This is a genomic window from Gemmatimonadota bacterium (assembly GCA_022560615.1).
Taxonomy (GTDB): domain Bacteria; phylum Gemmatimonadota; class Gemmatimonadetes; order Longimicrobiales; family Gaopeijiaceae; genus UBA1138.
In genome coordinates, this window is record JADFSR010000040.1 from 1 (window position 1) to 18458 (window position 18458).

Genomic DNA, 18458 nt, shown 5'->3' on the forward strand with positions numbered 1-18458 from the left:
CGTGGTAAGATGATTTCTCAGCGGAACATCCAGATCGGCATCGGCGCAGGCGCTCGTGGCGCAGATCAACGCCACATTTAAGCCCCCCCCCGCAGGCGCCACGAGCGTGACCGTGGCGTTGTCCGTGATGGCTGCTGCGTTCACCGTGCCGGTGACGGTGGCCGTGCCGGTGGTCGTCCCGGCGGTCAGCTGGTCCGTGTAGGTACCGTCGCCATTGTCGGTGACCCCGCTCAACGTCCCCAGGGTGGTCGCCAGAATGACCGCGTCGCCACCCGTGGTGAGGTTGTTGCCGTTGGCATCCTTGAGCTGGACGGTGATGGTGGAGATCGAGGCGCCGTCGGCGGAGATGGAGGTCGGTGACGCCGTGATGGTCGAGAGCGCCGCCGAGGCCACCTCCTGTTCGGCGCCCACAGTGTAGAAACCGGCGGGAGAGTCTTGGTTGTGGTACTCTGTGTGCAGCCAGGATACGGAACGCGGAGTATCGGACATATGCGCCTCGTCGATCACGCCCGTAAAGAACCGGTTGTCACCAATTGCGCGCCGGGCGAGGACGAGGGCCTTGCTTGAGGTCGTCAGGATGTTCCCGGTTCGATTGGCGGTAGCATCTTGGGTGCCGTTCAAGTACAGCCTGAGCGTGGATCCGTTATAGATGCCAGCCATGTAATACCACACGTTCTGGCTCAGAACCGTTGGTCCAGTGAGATAAGTGGCACCAGCACCATCATCGGTTTTCACCCTCGTATTACCGTTGTCCTCGGCTTGAACGCCCAAGTGTATCTCGTAGGCGCCGGTGCCTTTGATTATGATGCCGGCGTCGTCGTTCTGATCTGCAGTCGACTTAACCCACGCGGTGAGAGTGAATGCGGTTCCTGTGAGGTTTAGACTCGGGCTGTCTTCCGCTTGAATCCAGTCGTTCGATCCGTCGAAGTCGATGCCCTTTCCGATCTTGGCATCCACCCGGTCGCCCGAGGTCATCGTACCGTTGGAGGTTCCGTCGTTGTTGTTGGAAGTGGCGTCCTGCATCTGGGGAGCCGATCCGGACGGGTCCTCGTTCAGGTGCCAGATGCCTTTGTAGTTCGAGTCCCAGACGCCGGTGACTCCATTGCTGGTGACATTGCCCTGAAACGTGGAGATGCTGGCGTTATCGTAGAACAGGTAGATCTTCGTGTTCGACGCCAGCGACGGAACGCGCACCCACATGATGATCTCGCCCGTGGAAGCGGTGTACGTCTCGATTTCGTGGGCCAGTTGGGTGTTGCCCGCTCCGTCGGACGTGAAGATGATGTCGTAGCCGTTGGCGTTCCGGACGTTGCCGCCGTTGGCAACGGTTTTGAGGTCGGCCAAGGTCACCGAGATAAGGACCGGGAAGTTGGTGTGCGGGCCGGTAACCACTTGCGCGTCAACGATGTCGATCTCGCGTCGGTACGTGTATCCGTTCGAGAACTGGGCTTGCAGGGGCGCAAGGATCCCCACCCCCAAGAGGAGGGCGAGGCTCAAGAACAGCGTTCTCGAGCTCAGGGGAGCGAGTGCGGTCATGCTACTGCCGGCCCGGCATGGTCGAGCGCATCCGGTTTCGCCAGTAGTCCGTGATGGGGGACAGGAACGCCTCGGTGGCCCGAAGCTGGAGGGTAAGGAACCAGCCGTGGCCCCCGGTGGCGGCGAAGTCGGGATCGCGCAGGTCGCCGAGGCGATACCCGCTGGCGATCTCAAGGGCCTTCAGAGGGGTGACCGTGAAGACAGGTGCGAGGTCCCACCGCATCTCGCCGGTTGTGCCTTCGAGCAGGAGCCTGCCTTCGCTCCCCACGGCGAGCCCGGACCCGAGACCCAGCTCCAGCCGGGAGCCCAGGTAGTGAGCCCGGGAGCGGAGAGGGGCCGTGCCGCCGAGGGCGAGGTGGGTGCTTCGCACCGCGTAGCGGCCTCCCACCTCGAAATCAGCCGTCGGACTCCAGATGACCTCCGCCGCCCCGATGAGGCGAGACTCGAGGCCCAGCGTTCCGAAGACGTTCAGCAGAGGCCGGTTTTCGTCCCGCCGCCACTCCAGCTTGATGAGAGCGTTCACCGCGTCGCTGCCGGTGGGTCGGAATGCCAGGCCCCAGAGGCTTGAAAGGGAACGCTGGGTCGGCCGACCCGTGGCCGCGTCATCTACGCGGTTGTACGTCTGCCGGGAAAGGATCGCCAGGCTGCGGTTGAACGTGACATCGGCCGCCACGTTCGCCAAGCTGCTCGAGCGCAGCGTTCCGGTTCTACGCTCCAGTTGGGCGCTGGCGCTGTAAGGACCGTCCTGGGGGAGGAACTCGGCGCTCAGCGCCGCCGACCAGGAGTCGTCCTCCTGCTGCGTGAAGGGGGCCACCCGGAGCGGGTCGGAGACTGAGGCACGCTCCAGACCCATGCGACGCTCCATCTGGGCGTTCACGGCCCAGGACTGGCCGAGGCGTATCTGCTGGTTGAGGCCCACCACCGCGGCATTGGTCTGGCGGTCGACGCCACCGGCGATCTCGTACGAGCCCCACGCCTGGGTGCCCTGCTTCACCGTGGACTTCAGGCCGACGCGCGTGATGGAGTAGCTGCCGTCGCGCGGGCTCTCGACCCGCAGGTGCCTAGCCTCCAGCGAGAGCTGGGAGAGCAGGGCGAGAGACAGACCGCCACCGACGAAGTCTCCGGGGCCCGCGTCCCCGTCCCTCAGGAAGGAGCCTTGGGCCTCGGTCCAGAGCCGTACCATGGAGGAGGGCTGCCAGGCGACTTTCAAGCGTCCGGACCGCGACGCCCCACCGAGCACGTCGCCCTTGACGAAAGCTTCGTCGGTGAAGCCCACCGTGACCGTGACGTTCCGGCCGGGGGAGCTGACGACGTTCGCTTCCGTGCTGCGCCGCTCGACTCCACTTGCCGCGAACGTCGCACGCTTGTGGCCCAGGCGGAACTCGCTGCCGGCGACCCGTATCTGGGTCCCTACTTGGATCTCGTCGACGGCCCGCAGCCCTAGGTTGGATGGATTGCTGAAACCGTTCGCCACGTGCATCCACCGGCCAGTCAGCGTCACGGCGCCGCCCAGCAGGTTACCTTGGCCGGACATGAGCACGGCGATCCCCGCCGAGTCCGGCTTTTCGGCGTACGCGACCTCCGCGGCGAGCTCGGACCCGTTTCGCCCTCGAAGCCGGACGTCCGCACCCACCAAGCTGAAGGATGCGCCCTCGGCGCCGTCCCGCACGACCGACAGCCCCAGGGGGACCCCGACGTCGGTCTCGGCGCGAAGACCCCACACGGCCGCCGACTCACCACCGCCGTCCGACTCGAAGGTCACGACGATGAAGACGGGGTTGTTGTCCAGGTCCACGGAGGGGACCGGGCTCTTGAGGAGCAGGGTGCCCGTGGTGTAGTCGATCTGGTAGTCCGCGAGGCGATCGAGGGTCTGGAGCCGGAGGCTGCGTTCCGGGTTATCGAAGGCGCGAGTCTCCACGACGACGCGTTCCGTGCCCGGCACGACGCTCGCGCCCACGTCGTAGGGGCCGGAGACGCCGGCACCGCGGATGTGGACTTGGCGGAGACTCTGGCTCGTTATGGCACCGAACCCGCTCCAGGCCACACGGCCCGTGCGGACGTTAGCCGCCATACCCGAGAGGGCCCGGCGGTACTGGGCCAGCGTGAGGTTGGTGCCGAATCCCATGTTCGACAGCTCCCCGGCAGCGACCCAGTCCGCTCCACGCTCGATGCGGGCCGAGAGGCCGGGCCGGGAGCTCGCCTCGCTTCGGCGCACGGAGGCGTCGCCTAGGATGGGATACTGGGCGTCGTCCAGGGGGCTGAGCGTCCTGCCGTACGCGTCGCGCCCGGCGTCCAACACCCGGGTGTCGTAAGCGAGCGTAATGGCAGTCTCGGCGTCCAGGCGCCCCCGCACGGTGACGGAACCGAAGTCATCCGGCGCGGCTCCCAAGCCCACCTGCGCCAGGCTGGTCACCATGAGGTCCCGCGGCTTCGGGACGTGTTGAAGCGCCACTTCCCCGGCGGCCCCGGCGGCCTCGAGGGCCAGCAGGTCCACGGAGACATCGGACGCTGCGCGGATCCGCACGCTCAGCCATCCGTCGGGGCCGGGACGCAGCTGCAGGCCGACCGAGGAGGCATCCTCGTCGGGGTCGACGACTTCGGCCTGCCCGGTGGACACGGTGACGAAGGGGCGGTTGAGCACAGGGACACCCCAAGCGTCCAGAACGCGGATCCTCACCTCTCTTATAGTGAGACCGTCTGCCGGGAAGACGACCGTGTCGGCCAGTGGTGCGAAGGACGCGGCGGCGCTCGTCACGTGGACCTGAAGGCTGTCCCAGCGCTCGACGTTCCACGAGTTGATCATCCGCACGCGGAGGCGGTTCGTCCCACGCCGCAGCGCGACGCCGATGAAGTCCACCTGGCCGTCCCCCCGCATCACGTCCTCCGCCAGGATGGAGTCACCTAAGAAAAGCGTGGCCCGCGCGTCGGGTTCACCCAGTGCGCCAACGTAGAGCTGGTCACTGCCCAGCACGGCGCCGTCGACGGGCGCGATGAACGCAACCCCGGGGCCGTTGGCAGGTCCTGCGCGGCGGTCCCGTGCCCGGTCCTCGTCGGAGCGGAGGGGCGGGAGCGTCACAGGCTCCGCGCTCCGGACCGCACCCTCCGGCTCCAGCGTCACCCGCAGCTCCCCGGGGAGGCCGTCCAGCGTCCAGAACATCCAGGCCGAGCCGTCCCGGTCCAGGCGAATCTCGGGGTCCGCGACAGGCATGTCACCCAGGCGGGCAGCGCCGGGTAGCGGAAGCCAACCCTCCGGGACCGGATAGGCCACCTCGGGCCAACCGGCCCGGTGGGGCTCCAGCACCAGCACCCTCCGCACGACAGCGTCGGGAGCGGCGGGTCCTTCGAGTGTGGAGATCTCCCCGCCGGTGGCTTCTTCCTCGGTCCGGACCTGGAAGTCCACCAGTCTCGCGCCTCGAGGGATCAGCCCGAACGAGATCCGACCCGAGGCCCATCCGTTCAGGCGGAGCGACGCGAATCCGTCGTCGCCCTCGCGGTTTACGCGCAGCGCCAGGGGTAGCGTCGAGCGATCCACCCGGAACGTGTGGGACCCGGGCCTCACGTTTCGGAACGACAGCTTCCCTTCGCTGTCCGTGGTCGCCACGTCGCCGGCGTCGGTCCAGACGGACACTCCTGGCACCCCGAGCTCGCCGCTGTCCTGTCGGCCGTTGCCGTCCTCGTCGATCCAGATTTTCCCGATGACCGTCCTGGTCTCGAGGGGCGTGCCTGCGCGAGCGGCCACGAAGATCTGCTGCTCGGCGGAGCGGACTTCGATGCCGGTCGAGGAGGGGTTGGTGTGGAGGGCGGCCGGAACGCCCGGAAGTGCCGCGCCAATGGTCTCGGCGGCGACCAATCGGCCAGCCGCTACCGCAGGTGTCACACCACTCGTCCCGGTACCACTGGTGCGGCCCACAGCCACGGCGGAGATGACCATGTTGCCCGGGAGAGCGGATACCAGCGCGAAGGTGGCACGGCCCTCTAGGGTCCCTCCCGCGGCGAGGTCCTCCAGGAAAAGGGTGACCTGCCCCGGCTGGGTCTGAATCGAGTCCACCGCTTCGAGGGACCCCGACCAGGCCAGGCCGTCGGGGATGCCGATCTCCAACTCGAGGTCGGTGACGGTCACGTCGCCCTTGTTCTCCATCATGTAGCTGACGTAGACGGGCTGGCCGAGTTGGGCTTCCAGGGTCTCGCCCTTGAGCTCCAGCGTCAAGACGTCCCCGTCGGTGGCCAGGAGGAGGACCGAAGGAGCGGACGCCGTCAGGTAGGGTTCGCCGCCGATGGAAAGGTTGGCCACGTTCACCGCCTCGACGGTACCGGGGAGGCCGCCCGCGAACCGGACCTTGAGAAGAGCCTCGACCCAGTCGCCGGGGTCGAGTTCACCAAAGGCCCACGTGACGACGTTGCCGTCTACCGTGGCGTCCGGTCCAGCGTCCAAGAGAATCAGGCCCGCGGGAAGCGTATCGGTGACCACAACGTCTTGGGCCCGCCCGGCGTTCGCATTGTTGGTCAGCACGATGCTGTAGACGAGCTCGTCCCCGGAGCGGGCGGGGTTGGGCCCCTGAACCGTCTTCTCCAGGACGAGGTCGAGCGCGGCGATGACGGTCTTCACGGAGTTGGAGGCGGTGACAACGCCGCTTGAGATGGCCGCGGAGGAGGCCACGGCCACGTTATGCATCGTCGTGCCCACACGCAGCGGAAGAACGCGCGCTTGGAAGAGGATGCTGTCCTCCGGCTGGACATCGGCGGCGGAGATCGTGACGACAATGACGCCGGCCGCATCGTCGTAGTACCCCTCGTCGTCTCCGGCGACGTCCGTGAGGGTACGCGCACCCAGGCGCAGCGTACCGGCCTGGTAGAGCAGACCCGCCGGAAGCGTGTCCCGAACCGTCAGGTCGTTCAGGCCGAGGCCCGACGCTACGTAGGTTATGGTGTAGGTGAGGACGTCACCGGCCACGGCCGACGCGGCGTCCACGGTCTTGCGAAGCACCAGGGATGAGACTGAAGCAGTGATTTCTAGGTCGTCGGTGATCGAGTCCGCGACACTAGTGTCGAACTGCGAGGTAGCAGTCAGGATCACGGCAGCCCGAGCGGCAGCGGCCGGAATCCCTGCAGGGATGTCTAGGACGACCAGGATTTGAGCCGACGCGTCGGCGTTCAGGGCGAGAGGCGCTACGATCGGCGTATCATCCGCATCTTCAGTGCCGTCGCCGTTGACGTCCAGCACCATACGAATCGGCCAGCCATCGAGAGACGTGGCCGTGAGGACGAATGTGTCCGGACCGTTCCCGACGTTGGTGATGGTGTGGGGGAAAAGGATGCTGGTCCCGGAGGGTGCCAGGCTCGAGCGGGGAGGCTCGACGTTCACGCCGGCGACCTGGCCGATCGTGACCGGCGCATCGGCGGACACTTCGCTGCCCGTGGAGCCGTTGGGAAGAGAGTAGGATAGTGACGCGCGCGAGGAAATAAGCGTGCCCGCAGGTGTGCCGCTGGCACCCGCTTCAGCGGCTCCGTCGAGAAGGACCCGGATCCAGAAGAATCGACTGGCTGCGGGAGCGAGGGTGCCGGTGAGATCGGAGTCCAAGTCGTTGCCGGTGTTCGCGAAGCTCCAGCCCGCCAAGTCACCGGTCGCTGATTGGTATGTCAGCGCCGAGGGTAAGACGTCGTCCACGTGCACGCTGGACGCCGTGGCCGTTCCGCCGTTGGTGACGGTGACTTTGTACTGGATGAACTCACCCGGCACGACAGTGTCGCCGCCGCCCAGTAGCGTGGTCTGGTTATCCCGGTATGCCAGCTTCGTGATGCTCATGCTCCCCTTGATGACCGTCAGGTCGGCGAAGCCTTGGTTGCTGATCGCGGCGTTGGCTACGGAGCGGGCCTCCAGGTAGAGCGTGTCTGCGGATCCCGCGGCCACGTCGGCCACCGAGTAGATCACGTCGATCGTCACTGAAGCCGACGCCGCGAGGCTCGTGATCCGGGTGCTGTCTCCCGCAAGCCCGTTCACCGACACGATGGTGATGACCGGCGAGCCGGGGCTCGTGGCTAGCAGGTCGAAGTCGTCCGGCCCGTTCTGGTTGTTCTGCACGGTGAACGTGAACGCGTAGTTCGTGCCGTTACTGGGCTGCTTGGTCAGGTTCTGCGCGCCGTCCGGCGTCGTGGCCACGGCGCCCGTGAGCGCCGGGGTGACCGCGGTGTTGTCGTTGTCCGTCTTCGTGCCGTCGCGGCGCGACGTGCCCGTCAGCGTATAAGTCGACTGCTCGCCGCCCTCATCGGACGCGATGTCGTACGTGATCTGGATCGCCGCGGTGTCCGTGGCCGCGAGGGCGGCTCCCGCTAGGGCAGCGTTCAGCGAGCCGATGGTTGCGTAGTTCGTGGCGTTGAAGCGGTAGTTGGTCACCGTGAGGACCGTGGCGTCCGAGTTGTTCTGGGCGACGCTCACGCTGTCGGTGCCGTTCCCGATGTTGATGACGTAGAAGTCCATCGTATTGCCCGTGCTGGGCGACACAGGGGTGGCCGTGGCCTGGGCCGCCACCACGTCGACGCCGGCGCTGAAGCCGACAGTCACCGTTACGCTTCCGTTCACGGACGAGTACGTGTTGCTGTTGGCGTCGGTGAACGTGACGGTGGCGATGTTGTTGATGACCGTGCCTTCGGTCGTCTGGCCATAGGCGGCAGTGGGCTGTAGCCAGCCGACCGCTGCGGCTATCGCAACTATCCCGATGACTCGGAACGTAAGCTTTGTACGCGTTCTCACTTCCGTAGTCTCCTCACACTTATCCGTACTCTCCTCACGCTTTCGCCTGCCTTGCTTTACGGTCCTGCCTGCCTTCCCGCAGGCATTTGGGTGTGCCGTCGACCCCTTTTCGCAAGGTGCGGACCACGATGGGCGCACGAGCTGAAAAGCCGGCCAGAGCACCGGATCCGCATATGTTTATAACCGCCCCAAGCCCTTTATTTACAATGTCTTACACAGAACGAGAGGGAGGGCCGATCCCACTGCGGGCGATCAGACGATTTGTCAGATTGACCGAGCCCGAAGGGACACGAATCGGCAAATTATGCCGTGGGCACATCTTGCCGGGGAGGGGCAAAATGTGGCGGGTCCGGGCTGCCGGTCAGGCCGGTTTGCCCAGCTCGTTTCTGAGGGTCCGCGCCGGTTGTTTCTGAGGGTCCGCGCCGGGCTCGCGAGCAGGTCCGCTGCCTTCGTTCGGTTGTTGGCGGTGGCCTCGAGCTCCCTCGGTGGAAGGAGCAGTCGGGCACAGACGTTGCACTACTTAAGGACAGCCGGTCGGACACCGACCCGACACTTTGAACAGGAGTCGTTCCGATGTCGAAGCCGGACAGACACCGAGAGCGTTCAGGAGGAAGAATGAAACTCCCACACACTGCCTTACCGGTCGCCTTGGTCCTCGCGCTGGCGAGCGGCTCCGCGGCGGCCCAGGAGGAGAGGGCGCCCGAGGCCCTGGTGATCTCGGCGACCATCCTCACATGGGGACAGGCGCGTCTTCAGACGATCGACGCCCCTGATCGAGACCCCAATACCGTGGCACAGGGAGACGTGGTGGAGTATCGGCTAGTCTTCACAAATATCACGGGGCGGCCGGTCAACAACATCCAGTTCACGGACCCCCTGCCGGAAGGCATGCACTACCTGCAAGGCACGGCCGGCGCGGACCGTGACGACGTCGACGTGGAGTTCTCATTGGACGGCGGCGCGTCCTACTCCGAACAGCCCATGGTCGAGGTGGTCGTCGACGGCCGAACCGAGCAGCGTCCCGCTAGTCCGGAGGATTACACGGACATCCGGTGGACGGTGCACGGCGACGTTCAGCCCGACGCCAGAGTGACGGCGACCTTTCAGGTCTCATACGGCGCACTGGAGAAAACCGGCCCCGGGCGCTAGGAACGGCTCGACTCATCCGCCTATCGGCACCGGCGGTCCCCACGAAAGGCCCGCGCCCGGGTGAACCAGCCCGCAGGCGCTTCCAGCCCGCCTCCACCAACTACGGCCCCGCCACCCACAAGTGGGTGACGGGGCCGTTCAGCTCCTAAGACCCGAGCGAACGCAACGTTGAGCGTTCCGCCGTTCGTGGGCTAGTACATCCCGCCCATGCCACCACCGCCCGGCATCGCCGGAACCCCGTTCTTCTCTTCCGGCTTCTCGACGACCACAGCTTCTGTCGTGAGCAGCATGCCCGCGATCGACGCGGCGTTCTGCAGAGCCGTGCGCACCACCTTGGTTGGGTCGATGACGCCGGCCTTCACCAGATCCTCGTACACGTTCGTATCGGCGTTGTAGCCGACGGCGCCCTTCTCGGAGCGCACCCTGGCGACCACGATGCAGCCTTCCACGCCGGCGTTCTCGGCGATCTGACGAATGGGATGTTCGAGCGCCCGAGCCAGAATCTGCACCCCGATCTGCTCATCCTCACGGTCAAGCTCGAGATTGTCGAGCATCTCCTGCGCCCGCAGCAGCGCAACGCCACCACCCGGGACGATGCCCTCTTCGACCGCCGCGCGCGTAGCGTGAAGCGCGTCCTCGACAAGGGCCTTTTTCTCCTTCATCTCGGTCTCAGTCGGCGCGCCGACGTTGATGACGGCCACACCGCCCGCGAGCTTCGCGAGGCGCTCCTGGAGCTTCTCGCTGTCGTAGTCCGAGGTGCTCTTGTCGATCGAAACGCGGATCTCGTCGATGCGCCCCTTGATCTTGTCCTTCTCTCCCCCACCGTCGATGAGCGTCGTGTCGTCCTTGTCGATGACGATACGCTTGGCCGACCCGAGGTCGGCGGCGACGGCGTTCTCGAGCTTGAAGCCGACCTCCTCCGAGACCACCTGACCGCCCGTGAGAATCGCGATGTCCTGGAGCATGGCCTTGCGGCGATCACCGAAGCCGGGCGCCTTTACGGCGGCGACTTTGAGCGTGCCGCGGAGCTTGTTCACGACCAGCGTCGCAAGCGCCTCACCCTCGACGTCCTCAGAGACGATCAGGAGCGGCTTGCCCATCTGCGCGACCTTCTCAAGGATCGGCAGCAGGTCCTTCATCGAGCTGATCTTCTTGTCGTGGATGAGGATCATCGCATCCTCGAGAACTACCTCCATCCGCTCCGGATCCGTCACGAAGTACGGGGAGAGATAGCCGCGGTCAAACTGCATCCCGTCGACCGTTTCGAGTGTCGTCTCCAGGCCGCGTGCCTCCTCGACCGTGATGACGCCGTCCTTGCCCACCTTCTCCATCGCTTCCGAGATGAGGTCACCGATCTCGATGTTGTTGTTGGCCGAAATGGCGGCGACCTGCGCGACTTCTTTCTTACCCTTGGTCTCGACCGAGAGCTTCTCGAGCTCCTCCACGACACGAATGACACCCTTGTCGATACCGCGGCGGATGCCCATCGGGTTCGTGCCTGCAGTCACATTCTTCAGGCCTTCGCCGAAGATCGCCTGCGCGAGTATCGTGGCGGTGGTCGTACCGTCACCGGCCACGTCAGAAGTCTTCGTGGCGACTTCTTTGACCATCTGGGCTCCCATGTTCTCCACGGGATCCTCGAGCTCCACTTCCTTGGCAACGGTCACGCCGTCCTTGGTCACCATGGGGGAGCCGAACTTCCGATCCAGGACCACGTTCCGGCCCTTGGGGCCGAGGGTCACTTTCACGGCCTGGGCGAGCTTGTCGACGCCTTTCTTGAGACGCGCACGCGCCTCGACGTCGAATTGGAGCTCTTTAGCTGCCATGATTCATATCTCCTATTTCGTCGAATGCGCTTACGGGACGATGGCGAGGATGTCGGACTCGCGGAGGATGAGGTACTCCTCACCGTCGAGGGTGACGTCAGTGCCGCTGTACTTCCCGTACAGCACTTTGTCTCCGACCTTCACGTCCATCTCGAGCCGGGCGCCCTCGTCAGAAACCTTGCCCGGACCCACTGCGATGACCTTGCCTTGGGACGGCTTCTCCTTGGCCGTGTCAGGGATGTACAGTCCACCCTTCATCTGCTCGTCCTCGTCGAGCGGCAATACCACTACCCGGTCCGACAACGGCTTAACCTTTGTCGCTTTACCCATTTGGCCTACTCCTGCTGAAAGGGCCGTGTTTCATTGGGATTTCGGAATTACTAGCACTCGACGGAGTCGAGTGCCAACCGGCCGTAAATGTCATCGTTTTCGGGATCGTGTCAAGCGATGGATGCAGACCCATCGAGCCGCTGGAGCTTCCCTAGGAAGCGCCTGCGATGATGTCCCCAGCCATTGCCAGCCCGTAGAGCGTTAGGAGTGGCTCGATCCGATCGACGGTGGTAAGGTGCGGCCCCATCGTGTCCGCAAATCCTCCGGTGGCGACCACATAAGCCTCAGGACGATCCCACTCCTCCTTGATGCGCCGCACGATGCCGTCGACGGCGTCGATCGCTTGATAGAAGACCCCGCTCTGGATGCACGTCTCCGTGCGTCTACCGATGACGATCTCGGGCGGCTTGAGCTCGACATTCGGCAGCTTGGCGGTGCGAGCGGATAACCACTCGAGGCCTGCGCTCACGCCAGGGGAGATGACGCCACCGCAGAACACACCCTCGCCGGTGATGCAGTCGAACGTGGTGGCGGTCCCGAGATCGACCGCAATCGTATCGCGGCGGTAAAGCTCGCGCGCCGCTAGGGTATTGACGACTCGGTCCGCACCGACCGAAAGCGGCTCCTCAACGTCGAGCACGATGGGGAGGTCGGACGCCGGCCCTACAGCGATGACCTCGCCTTGAGTGATCTCGCCGAGTGTCTTCATCCACACTTGGTTCAGGGAAGGGACCACAGAGCCGATGACGCCGCGCGTGATCCGGGCCTCGTCGATGCCGTCGCCCGCCAGGAAGGCCCTGATCAGCGCGGTCATCTCGTCGCTCGTGCGTGGGACGCTCGAACTCACCCTCCAGTGCACTGCCAACTCGGTGGTGCTGGTGGCGAGCCCTACGACAGTCTCAGTGTTTCCTACGTCGACGACCATCTGCATTGGACTCTCCGTCCGTATGTGTGCGGCCCGCTCTACTCCTCCCACACTGTCCCAGCGTGGCCCTGATCTACTAGCAGCCCGTGGGAGAAGTACAGCGGGCCGCGTTACGGTGCCACGGCCCCAGAGGGCACCCGCCCAAAGGGCGGGTCGCGGCGCGACGACGCCATAGCCGTCGCTACGGCTACGAGCTCCAACGACGGAGATGGAGCCGTGCCACCGTAACCCGCGAACTGGTAGATCATATGTCACTCATGGTGTCGGGCGCGACCACCGCTTCGCGGCGGTGCCCGGTCGCGGCCCAATAGGTCGTCTCTCCTCCTCGGACCACCGCCTTCGGCGGCGGTGCCCGCTACGGCTACGACTCGTCGTCCTTCCTACTCTTGATCTCGCGAGACCCCCGGGTACCCGCTTGCGGGTGGGCGGCCCTCTGTACTTCTCCCACGGGCTGCTAGGCGGACGCTCCCGGCCACCACGCCTACCCGGGAACCGTCATCGCGCTCCAGCAACAGCGCACCCGTCTCGAGAATACCGCGCGCGATCCCGGGCCCCTCCTGTTCCGTACGCACGCGCTGGTTCGAGAACACGTCGCGGCGGTTCAGGGCGGCGAGCACCTGCTCCGGAAGTGCGAGGCTGTGGGATCCCCCGGCCTCTGTCACCCGCATCAACTCCCCAAGGATCGCACCTGAAAGTGCCCCCCTGGACACCGGTGTTTCGAGCGACTCCTCGAGCGAGCCCGCGCGCGTGGCGATGTCTTGTGCGAAGCCGCCTGGCGGCGTGCGCACGTTGACACCGATGCCCGCCACGACGACCTCCCCCGAACCGGCCGAGCTGCCGCGGACGGCCTCGCACAGGACGCCCGCCACCTTCTTCCCTCCTATGAGGACGTCGTTCGGCCATTCGATTCCAGCCTCGATCACCGACGCCACCTGCTCGACGGCTCGCGCCGTCGCGAGTCCCACGATCAGGGGCAGATACCCTACGGACGGGCTCGAAGCCGGGAGCAGAACCGACATCCAGAGACCGGACCCGGCCGGAGAGTGCCACGCAGTGCTTCGCCGGCCACGCCCGGCGCTCTGGGACTCCGAGATGACGACCGAAAAGTGTCCAGCACCCTGCCCCGCGATCTCCTTCAACCGATCATTCGTCGAGGCGAGCTCGTCGTGTGCTTCGAAGACCGGCACACCCCACCGGTCGGTCCAGACAGAAACCGGCTCGCCTTCCCAGTAGCTCAGGCGCGCCACGAAGCTACCGAGCGGCTCTCTCCGCTGATGCCGGTCACCGCACCCACAGGTAGGAGAGGAAGGCGCCGCCGACCAGCCAGCAATACGGGGCGAAGAGGTGAAAGGAACGCTTATCGAGCATCGCGACGAACGTTCGTATGGCGAGCACGCCGGTTGCCGCGGCCACTGCGCTACCCACGAGCAGGGGCGTGATGCCCAGCGCCGAAGCCGAACCAAGATTGGGAATCTGGAGCACCGCCGCGCCCGCGATCGCCGGAATCGCCATGAGGAATGAGAAGGCCGCCGCTTCCTCGGCGTAAACCCCGAGCCACAGCGCAGCGACCACGGTCGTCCCGGATCGCGAGATGCCGGGCACGACCGCGCACACTTGGGCCAGGCCGATCAGCACCGCGGCTGTAAGCGCCGGGCGTTCGCGCGCTCCCCTGGCAATCCCGCCGCGGCTCGACCACAGGACGACGCCAGTCACCAGGAGCCCGACACCCGATACCATGGGGTTGTCGAAGAGCGCCTCGATGCGGTCCTGCGCCAAGCGGCCCGCAATCACGATCGGGATCGTTGCCGTGACGATCAGGCCCACGTATGCCAGCGCCTCACGATCCCCCTTGAGTACGCCGCTCGCGAGGCCCACGATCCGGGCGCGATATACGAGAAGGATCGAGAGCAGCGTCGCGACATGCACCGCGACCTCGAAGAGCATGCCCTGTGTTGCACTTCCGAGCACCGACTGGGTAATGACCAGATGACCCGAACTAGAGACTGGCAGGAATTCCGTCGCTCCCTGGACGAATCCGAGAACGGCGGCTTCCCAAACTGTCATTGAGGCGCCCCTAGCACTCGCTCGTAGTACCGCTCGTACAGAGGCACGACTCGCTCTGCCGAGAACCGTTCCTCGGCGAGTGCCCGGCCCGCGTCCGAGAGCGACCGCCAAAGGTCGTCGTCTCCCAGGATGCGCAGTCCTGCCTCAACCATGCCGTCGATGTCCCCGATGTCGAACATATAGCCCGTCGTCCCGTGTTCGATGACCTCGGGCAGCCCGCCTACATTCGATGCCACGACCGGCACACCACACGCCATGGCTTCGAGCGCGACGAGACCAAACGACTCGCTGCCCGAAGGCAACAAGAAGAGGTCGGCGCACGAAAGCAACTCGTGCACGGAGGTGTGCTTGCCCAGGAAAAGAACCCTGTCGCGCACACCGAGCTCATCGGCGCGCATGAGGACCCTAGGACGTTCGGGTCCGTCGCCAATGAGCACCAGTCTCGACGGCTGCTTTGCGGTCAATCGGGCGAAGACGGACACGACGTCTTCCACGCGCTTCACCGCACGATAGTTGGAGATGTGCATCACGATCTTCTCGCCTTCCAGGGCGAACGCTTCGCGGTGGCATGGCTCGAGCCCCGGCCGGTAGACCGCGGTGTCGACGAAGTTCGGGATCACCTCGATCCGTTCTTCCGGAACCGTGAAGTCCCGAACAGTCTCACGCTTCAAGAACTCCGATACGGCGGTCAGTCCGTGCGACCTCAGTATTGAGAAGCGTGTGATGGCGTGGAACGACGGGTGAAGCCCCACCAGTGTGATGTCCGTGCCGTGCAGCGTCGTGACGATCTTCAGGTCGCTCTCTTCACCCAGCATCTCGTGCGCGATCCATGCCGACGTGGCATGCGGGATGGCGTAGTGTACGTGCACCAGGTCCAACTCGTGCTTGCGCGCGGTGTCGTGCAACGCGACCGCGAGCGCGAGCGAGTACGGGGGATGCTCGAAGAGCGGGTAGTCCTCCATTTCGACCTCGTGGAAGAAGACCCGCTCACGGAAGTGTTCCAGCCGGAACGGCTGGGCGTAGGAGACGAAGTGTACCTCGTGCCCGCGCTGAGCGAGCGCAAGGCCTAGCTCGGTCGCGACCGCTCCGGAGCCACCGTACGTCGGATAGCAGGTGATGCCGATCCTCATGAGGCCACCCCACAACGTCCGCCCGAGGGGGCGACGCCGTCCGCACTCCACGCCTCCAGCGTCATGCGCACCTGATCCTCGATCGGCGCGGTGGCGTCGATGCGGAGCACCGAGGCCGGCAACTGATTTCGGAACCACGTGATCTGGCGCCGGGCGTACCGACGCGTGTTCGCACGAATCTCTTCCATGGCCTCCTCGAGCGTGATCTCGCCCTCCAGGTGTCGGATCGCTTCCCGATATCCTGTCCCCGTCATCCCGGGTGCGTCCCCGTCATACCCGGCGTCCAGCAAGCCCCGTACCTCTTCCAGAAGTCCCCGTTCCACCATGCGGCTCACACGGTCGTCGATGCGGCGATCCATCTCCTCGCGCGGGAGCTCGAGCAGTACGACCGTTCCGGCGATCCCCTCGGCCTGTGCAGGCGCCTCACGATGCCAGCGTGACAGCGGCACCCCAGTGAGCAGGGCGACCTCGAGCGTGCGGCTCATTCGCTGGGGACCTCCTTCGATCGCGAGAGGCGCCCTGTCCGGATCGAGCCGCTCCACCCATCGGGCGAGCAACGCAGGCTGCTGTCCTTTCAGGTAGTTGCGGATCGCTTCGACGCGCGCCGTCTCCATTGGAGGCTCCGCGAAGATGGGTTCCATGACTGCCTTCAAGAAGAAGCCCGTCCCGCCGACGATGACCGGGATTCGTCCCCTCCCCGAGATCTCGTCTACCCAACGGCGCACGTCCCGGGCGAACTGACCCGCCGAGTATCGTCCGTCCGGCTGGACCAGGTCGAGACCGTGATGCGGAACTCGCTTCCTATGCTCTGCGAGCACCTTGTCGGTCCCGATGTCCATGCCGGTATACACCTGGCGCGAGTCCATCGAGATGATCTCGATGTCGAGGTGCTCGGCGAGCGCGAGCGAGAGGTCGGTCTTCCCGGAGGCGGTGGGGCCCGTGACCGCGAGGAAAGAGGTGGCGCCGTCGGATGCGTTCACGTCCGTCCGAACTTCCTCGCGAGCTCTCCCCGGGAAAGCCTCACGACGGTCGGGCGGCCATGCACATCGTGGTGAGGTAGGTCTGTGGCGAAGAGCTCGTCGAACAGTTCCTGCATCTCCGCCCCGGAGAGCTTCTGCCCTGCCTTGATCGCGCCCTTGCACGCGAAGGTCATCGCGATGCGTTCGTGCTGGTTCTTGGCGGAGCGCACGAGCTCGGACCCGTGGGTCAACTCCTCGACCATCTCCCGGAACGCGCGTTCCGCGTCGAAGTAACGGTGCGGGTTGGGCACCGCGTGCACGATCACGGTATCTCCTCCGAAGGGCTCGACCTCGAAGCCGACGCGCTCGAGCAGACCCTTGAGGTCGACGACCTGCTCGATTTCGGCCTGGGTGAGTCGGATCGTGAGCGGGAAGAGCAAGCGCTGTCCTTCCTCCCCTCCCCGTTCGAAGCTCTCCATGAGGCGCTGGAAGAGCACTCGCTCGTGCGCGGAGTGCTGGTCCACGATGAGGATGCCGTCGCGCGTCTCAGCGAGGATGTATGTGTGGAGCGCTTGCCACAGACGGGGCCGAGCGGCACCGGGTTCGAGCTCCGGTGCTGCGCTGGCTCCGTCCGGATCCGTCTCGCCCGACACATCGGCACCGGCCATGAAGAGCGCCATCTGCGCGTCCGAGGTGGGGGCGAGGGGGCCCTCGCTACCTTCGCGGACCACCAGAGGCGGCGGCGCGAGCTGCGTGTCGAACGTCGCGGAGCTTTCCTCTCGCTCCAGTGCACCACGCACCGCGTCTTCGACCAGAGTCTCGATCCGCGACCACTCCTTGAAGCGCACTTCTGCCTTCGCGGGGTGCACGTTGACGTCCACGTGTCCCTTCGGAACCTGCAGATAGAAGAACATCCACGGACGCGCTCCCTCCGGGATGGTAGTGCGATAGCCGCGTTCGGCAGCCTTTACGAGCCGCGGCGCACGGAACGGCCGTCCGTTCACGAAGAGATAGCTCCGCCGCACACCGGGCTTCGCGGCATCTGGACGCTGCACGAGCCCCTTCAAGTCGAACCCGTTCTCGCTGTTCGAAGCAAGAATCAGAGTGCTGCTCTGATCGGCGCCCCACACCTGCCCAACTCGCGCGGCCGCGTCATCCACCGCTGGTAGATCGAGCAGCGTGCGATCGTCGGAGGTCAGCAGGAAGGCGACCTTGGGGTTGGCGAGCGCAAGCCCGGTCGTGGCTTCGCTGATCACGCGGCTCTCCGCGCTCACCGACTTCAAGAACTTGGCCCGCGCGGGCGCGTTGTAGAACAGGTTCCTAACCTCGACCGTCGTACCGCGGCGGCGGGGAAGATCCTCGACCGCGCTGATTTGGCCACCGTCGACCAACACCCGCGTTCCGACATCCTCGTCGGCGTCGCGGGTGTCCAGCGTCAGCCGCGATACTGCTGCGATCGAAGGCAGCGCTTCGCCACGGAAGCCGAAGGTGCGGATTCCTCGGAGGTCTTCCGCCACGGCGATCTTGCTCGTCGCGTAGCGGTCCAGGCAGAGCAACGCGTCTTCCCGCCCCATGCCGATGCCGTCGTCGCTGACCCGGATGCGGCGCTTACCGCCGCGTTCGATCGCGATCTCGACCCGGCGCGCCCGAGCGTCGAGCGCGTTCTCGACGAGCTCCTTCACCACAGACGCGGGGCGTTCCACGACCTCACCCGCGGCGATCTGGTTCGCCACGACGTCCGGAAGTACCTGGATGCGCCTAGCCATGGGGGAATCTAGCAGCCGAAAGAAT

11 protein-coding genes are annotated in these 18458 nt (G+C 65.5%); 1 reads left to right on the top strand and 10 read right to left on the bottom strand.

The window, feature by feature from the left end:
* Both IIB36_16840 and IIB36_16845 read right to left on the bottom strand, forming a co-directional pair.
* Positions 1-1497: DUF2341 domain-containing protein (locus IIB36_16840; protein MCH7533404.1), on the bottom strand; the 1497-nt coding region annotated here is incomplete at its 3' end.
* 40 nt (positions 1498-1537) lie between these two features.
* Positions 1538-8284, bottom strand: coding sequence for a DUF11 domain-containing protein (locus IIB36_16845; GenBank protein MCH7533405.1), 6747 nt, complete (start codon positions 8282-8284; stop codon positions 1538-1540).
* A gap of 615 nt (positions 8285-8899) precedes the next feature.
* Between IIB36_16845 and IIB36_16850 the strand changes: the two genes are divergently transcribed.
* On the top strand, positions 8900-9433 hold the full coding sequence (locus tag IIB36_16850) for a DUF11 domain-containing protein (GenBank protein ID MCH7533406.1): 534 nt from the start codon (positions 8900-8902) through the stop codon (positions 9431-9433).
* 191 nt (positions 9434-9624) lie between these two features.
* Here IIB36_16850 and groL read toward each other — a convergent pair whose 3' ends face one another.
* From groL to mutL, 8 genes are all read right to left on the bottom strand, one after another.
* Positions 9625-11259 (bottom strand): chaperonin GroEL, encoded by a 1635-nt coding sequence (groL, locus tag IIB36_16855; protein ID MCH7533407.1) that lies wholly within the window; start codon positions 11257-11259, stop codon positions 9625-9627.
* Between the two features lie 30 nt (positions 11260-11289).
* Complete coding sequence (gene groES, locus IIB36_16860) at positions 11290-11589, bottom strand: co-chaperone GroES (GenBank protein ID MCH7533408.1); 300 nt, start codon at positions 11587-11589, stop codon at positions 11290-11292.
* A gap of 151 nt (positions 11590-11740) precedes the next feature.
* Positions 11741-12520 carry a type III pantothenate kinase gene (locus IIB36_16865; GenBank protein MCH7533409.1) on the bottom strand — a complete coding sequence of 260 codons (780 nt, stop codon included), beginning with the start codon at positions 12518-12520 and terminating at the stop codon, positions 11741-11743.
* A 374-nt stretch (positions 12521-12894) separates the two neighbouring features.
* Positions 12895-13761, bottom strand: a complete 867-nt coding sequence (locus tag IIB36_16870; GenBank protein MCH7533410.1) for a biotin--[acetyl-CoA-carboxylase] ligase — start codon at positions 13759-13761, stop codon at positions 12895-12897.
* A gap of 34 nt (positions 13762-13795) precedes the next feature.
* Positions 13796-14578, bottom strand: coding sequence for an undecaprenyl-diphosphate phosphatase (locus tag IIB36_16875; GenBank protein ID MCH7533411.1), 783 nt, complete (start codon positions 14576-14578; stop codon positions 13796-13798).
* Positions 14575-15708, bottom strand: a complete 1134-nt coding sequence (gene bshA / locus IIB36_16880; protein MCH7533412.1) for an N-acetyl-alpha-D-glucosaminyl L-malate synthase BshA — start codon at positions 15706-15708, stop codon at positions 14575-14577. Before bshA ends, IIB36_16875 begins: the two co-directional genes overlap by 4 nt.
* Entirely contained in the window at positions 15705-16688 is a 984-nt protein-coding gene (gene miaA / locus IIB36_16885; protein MCH7533413.1) for a tRNA (adenosine(37)-N6)-dimethylallyltransferase MiaA, read from the bottom strand. The genes bshA and miaA overlap by 4 nt, the downstream gene beginning before the upstream one ends.
* Positions 16685-18433: a DNA mismatch repair endonuclease MutL gene (gene mutL / locus IIB36_16890; GenBank protein ID MCH7533414.1), complete on the bottom strand. Its 1749-nt coding sequence runs from the start codon at positions 18431-18433 to the stop codon at positions 16685-16687. The genes miaA and mutL overlap by 4 nt, the downstream gene beginning before the upstream one ends.
* Positions 18434-18458: the final 25 nt, after the last annotated feature.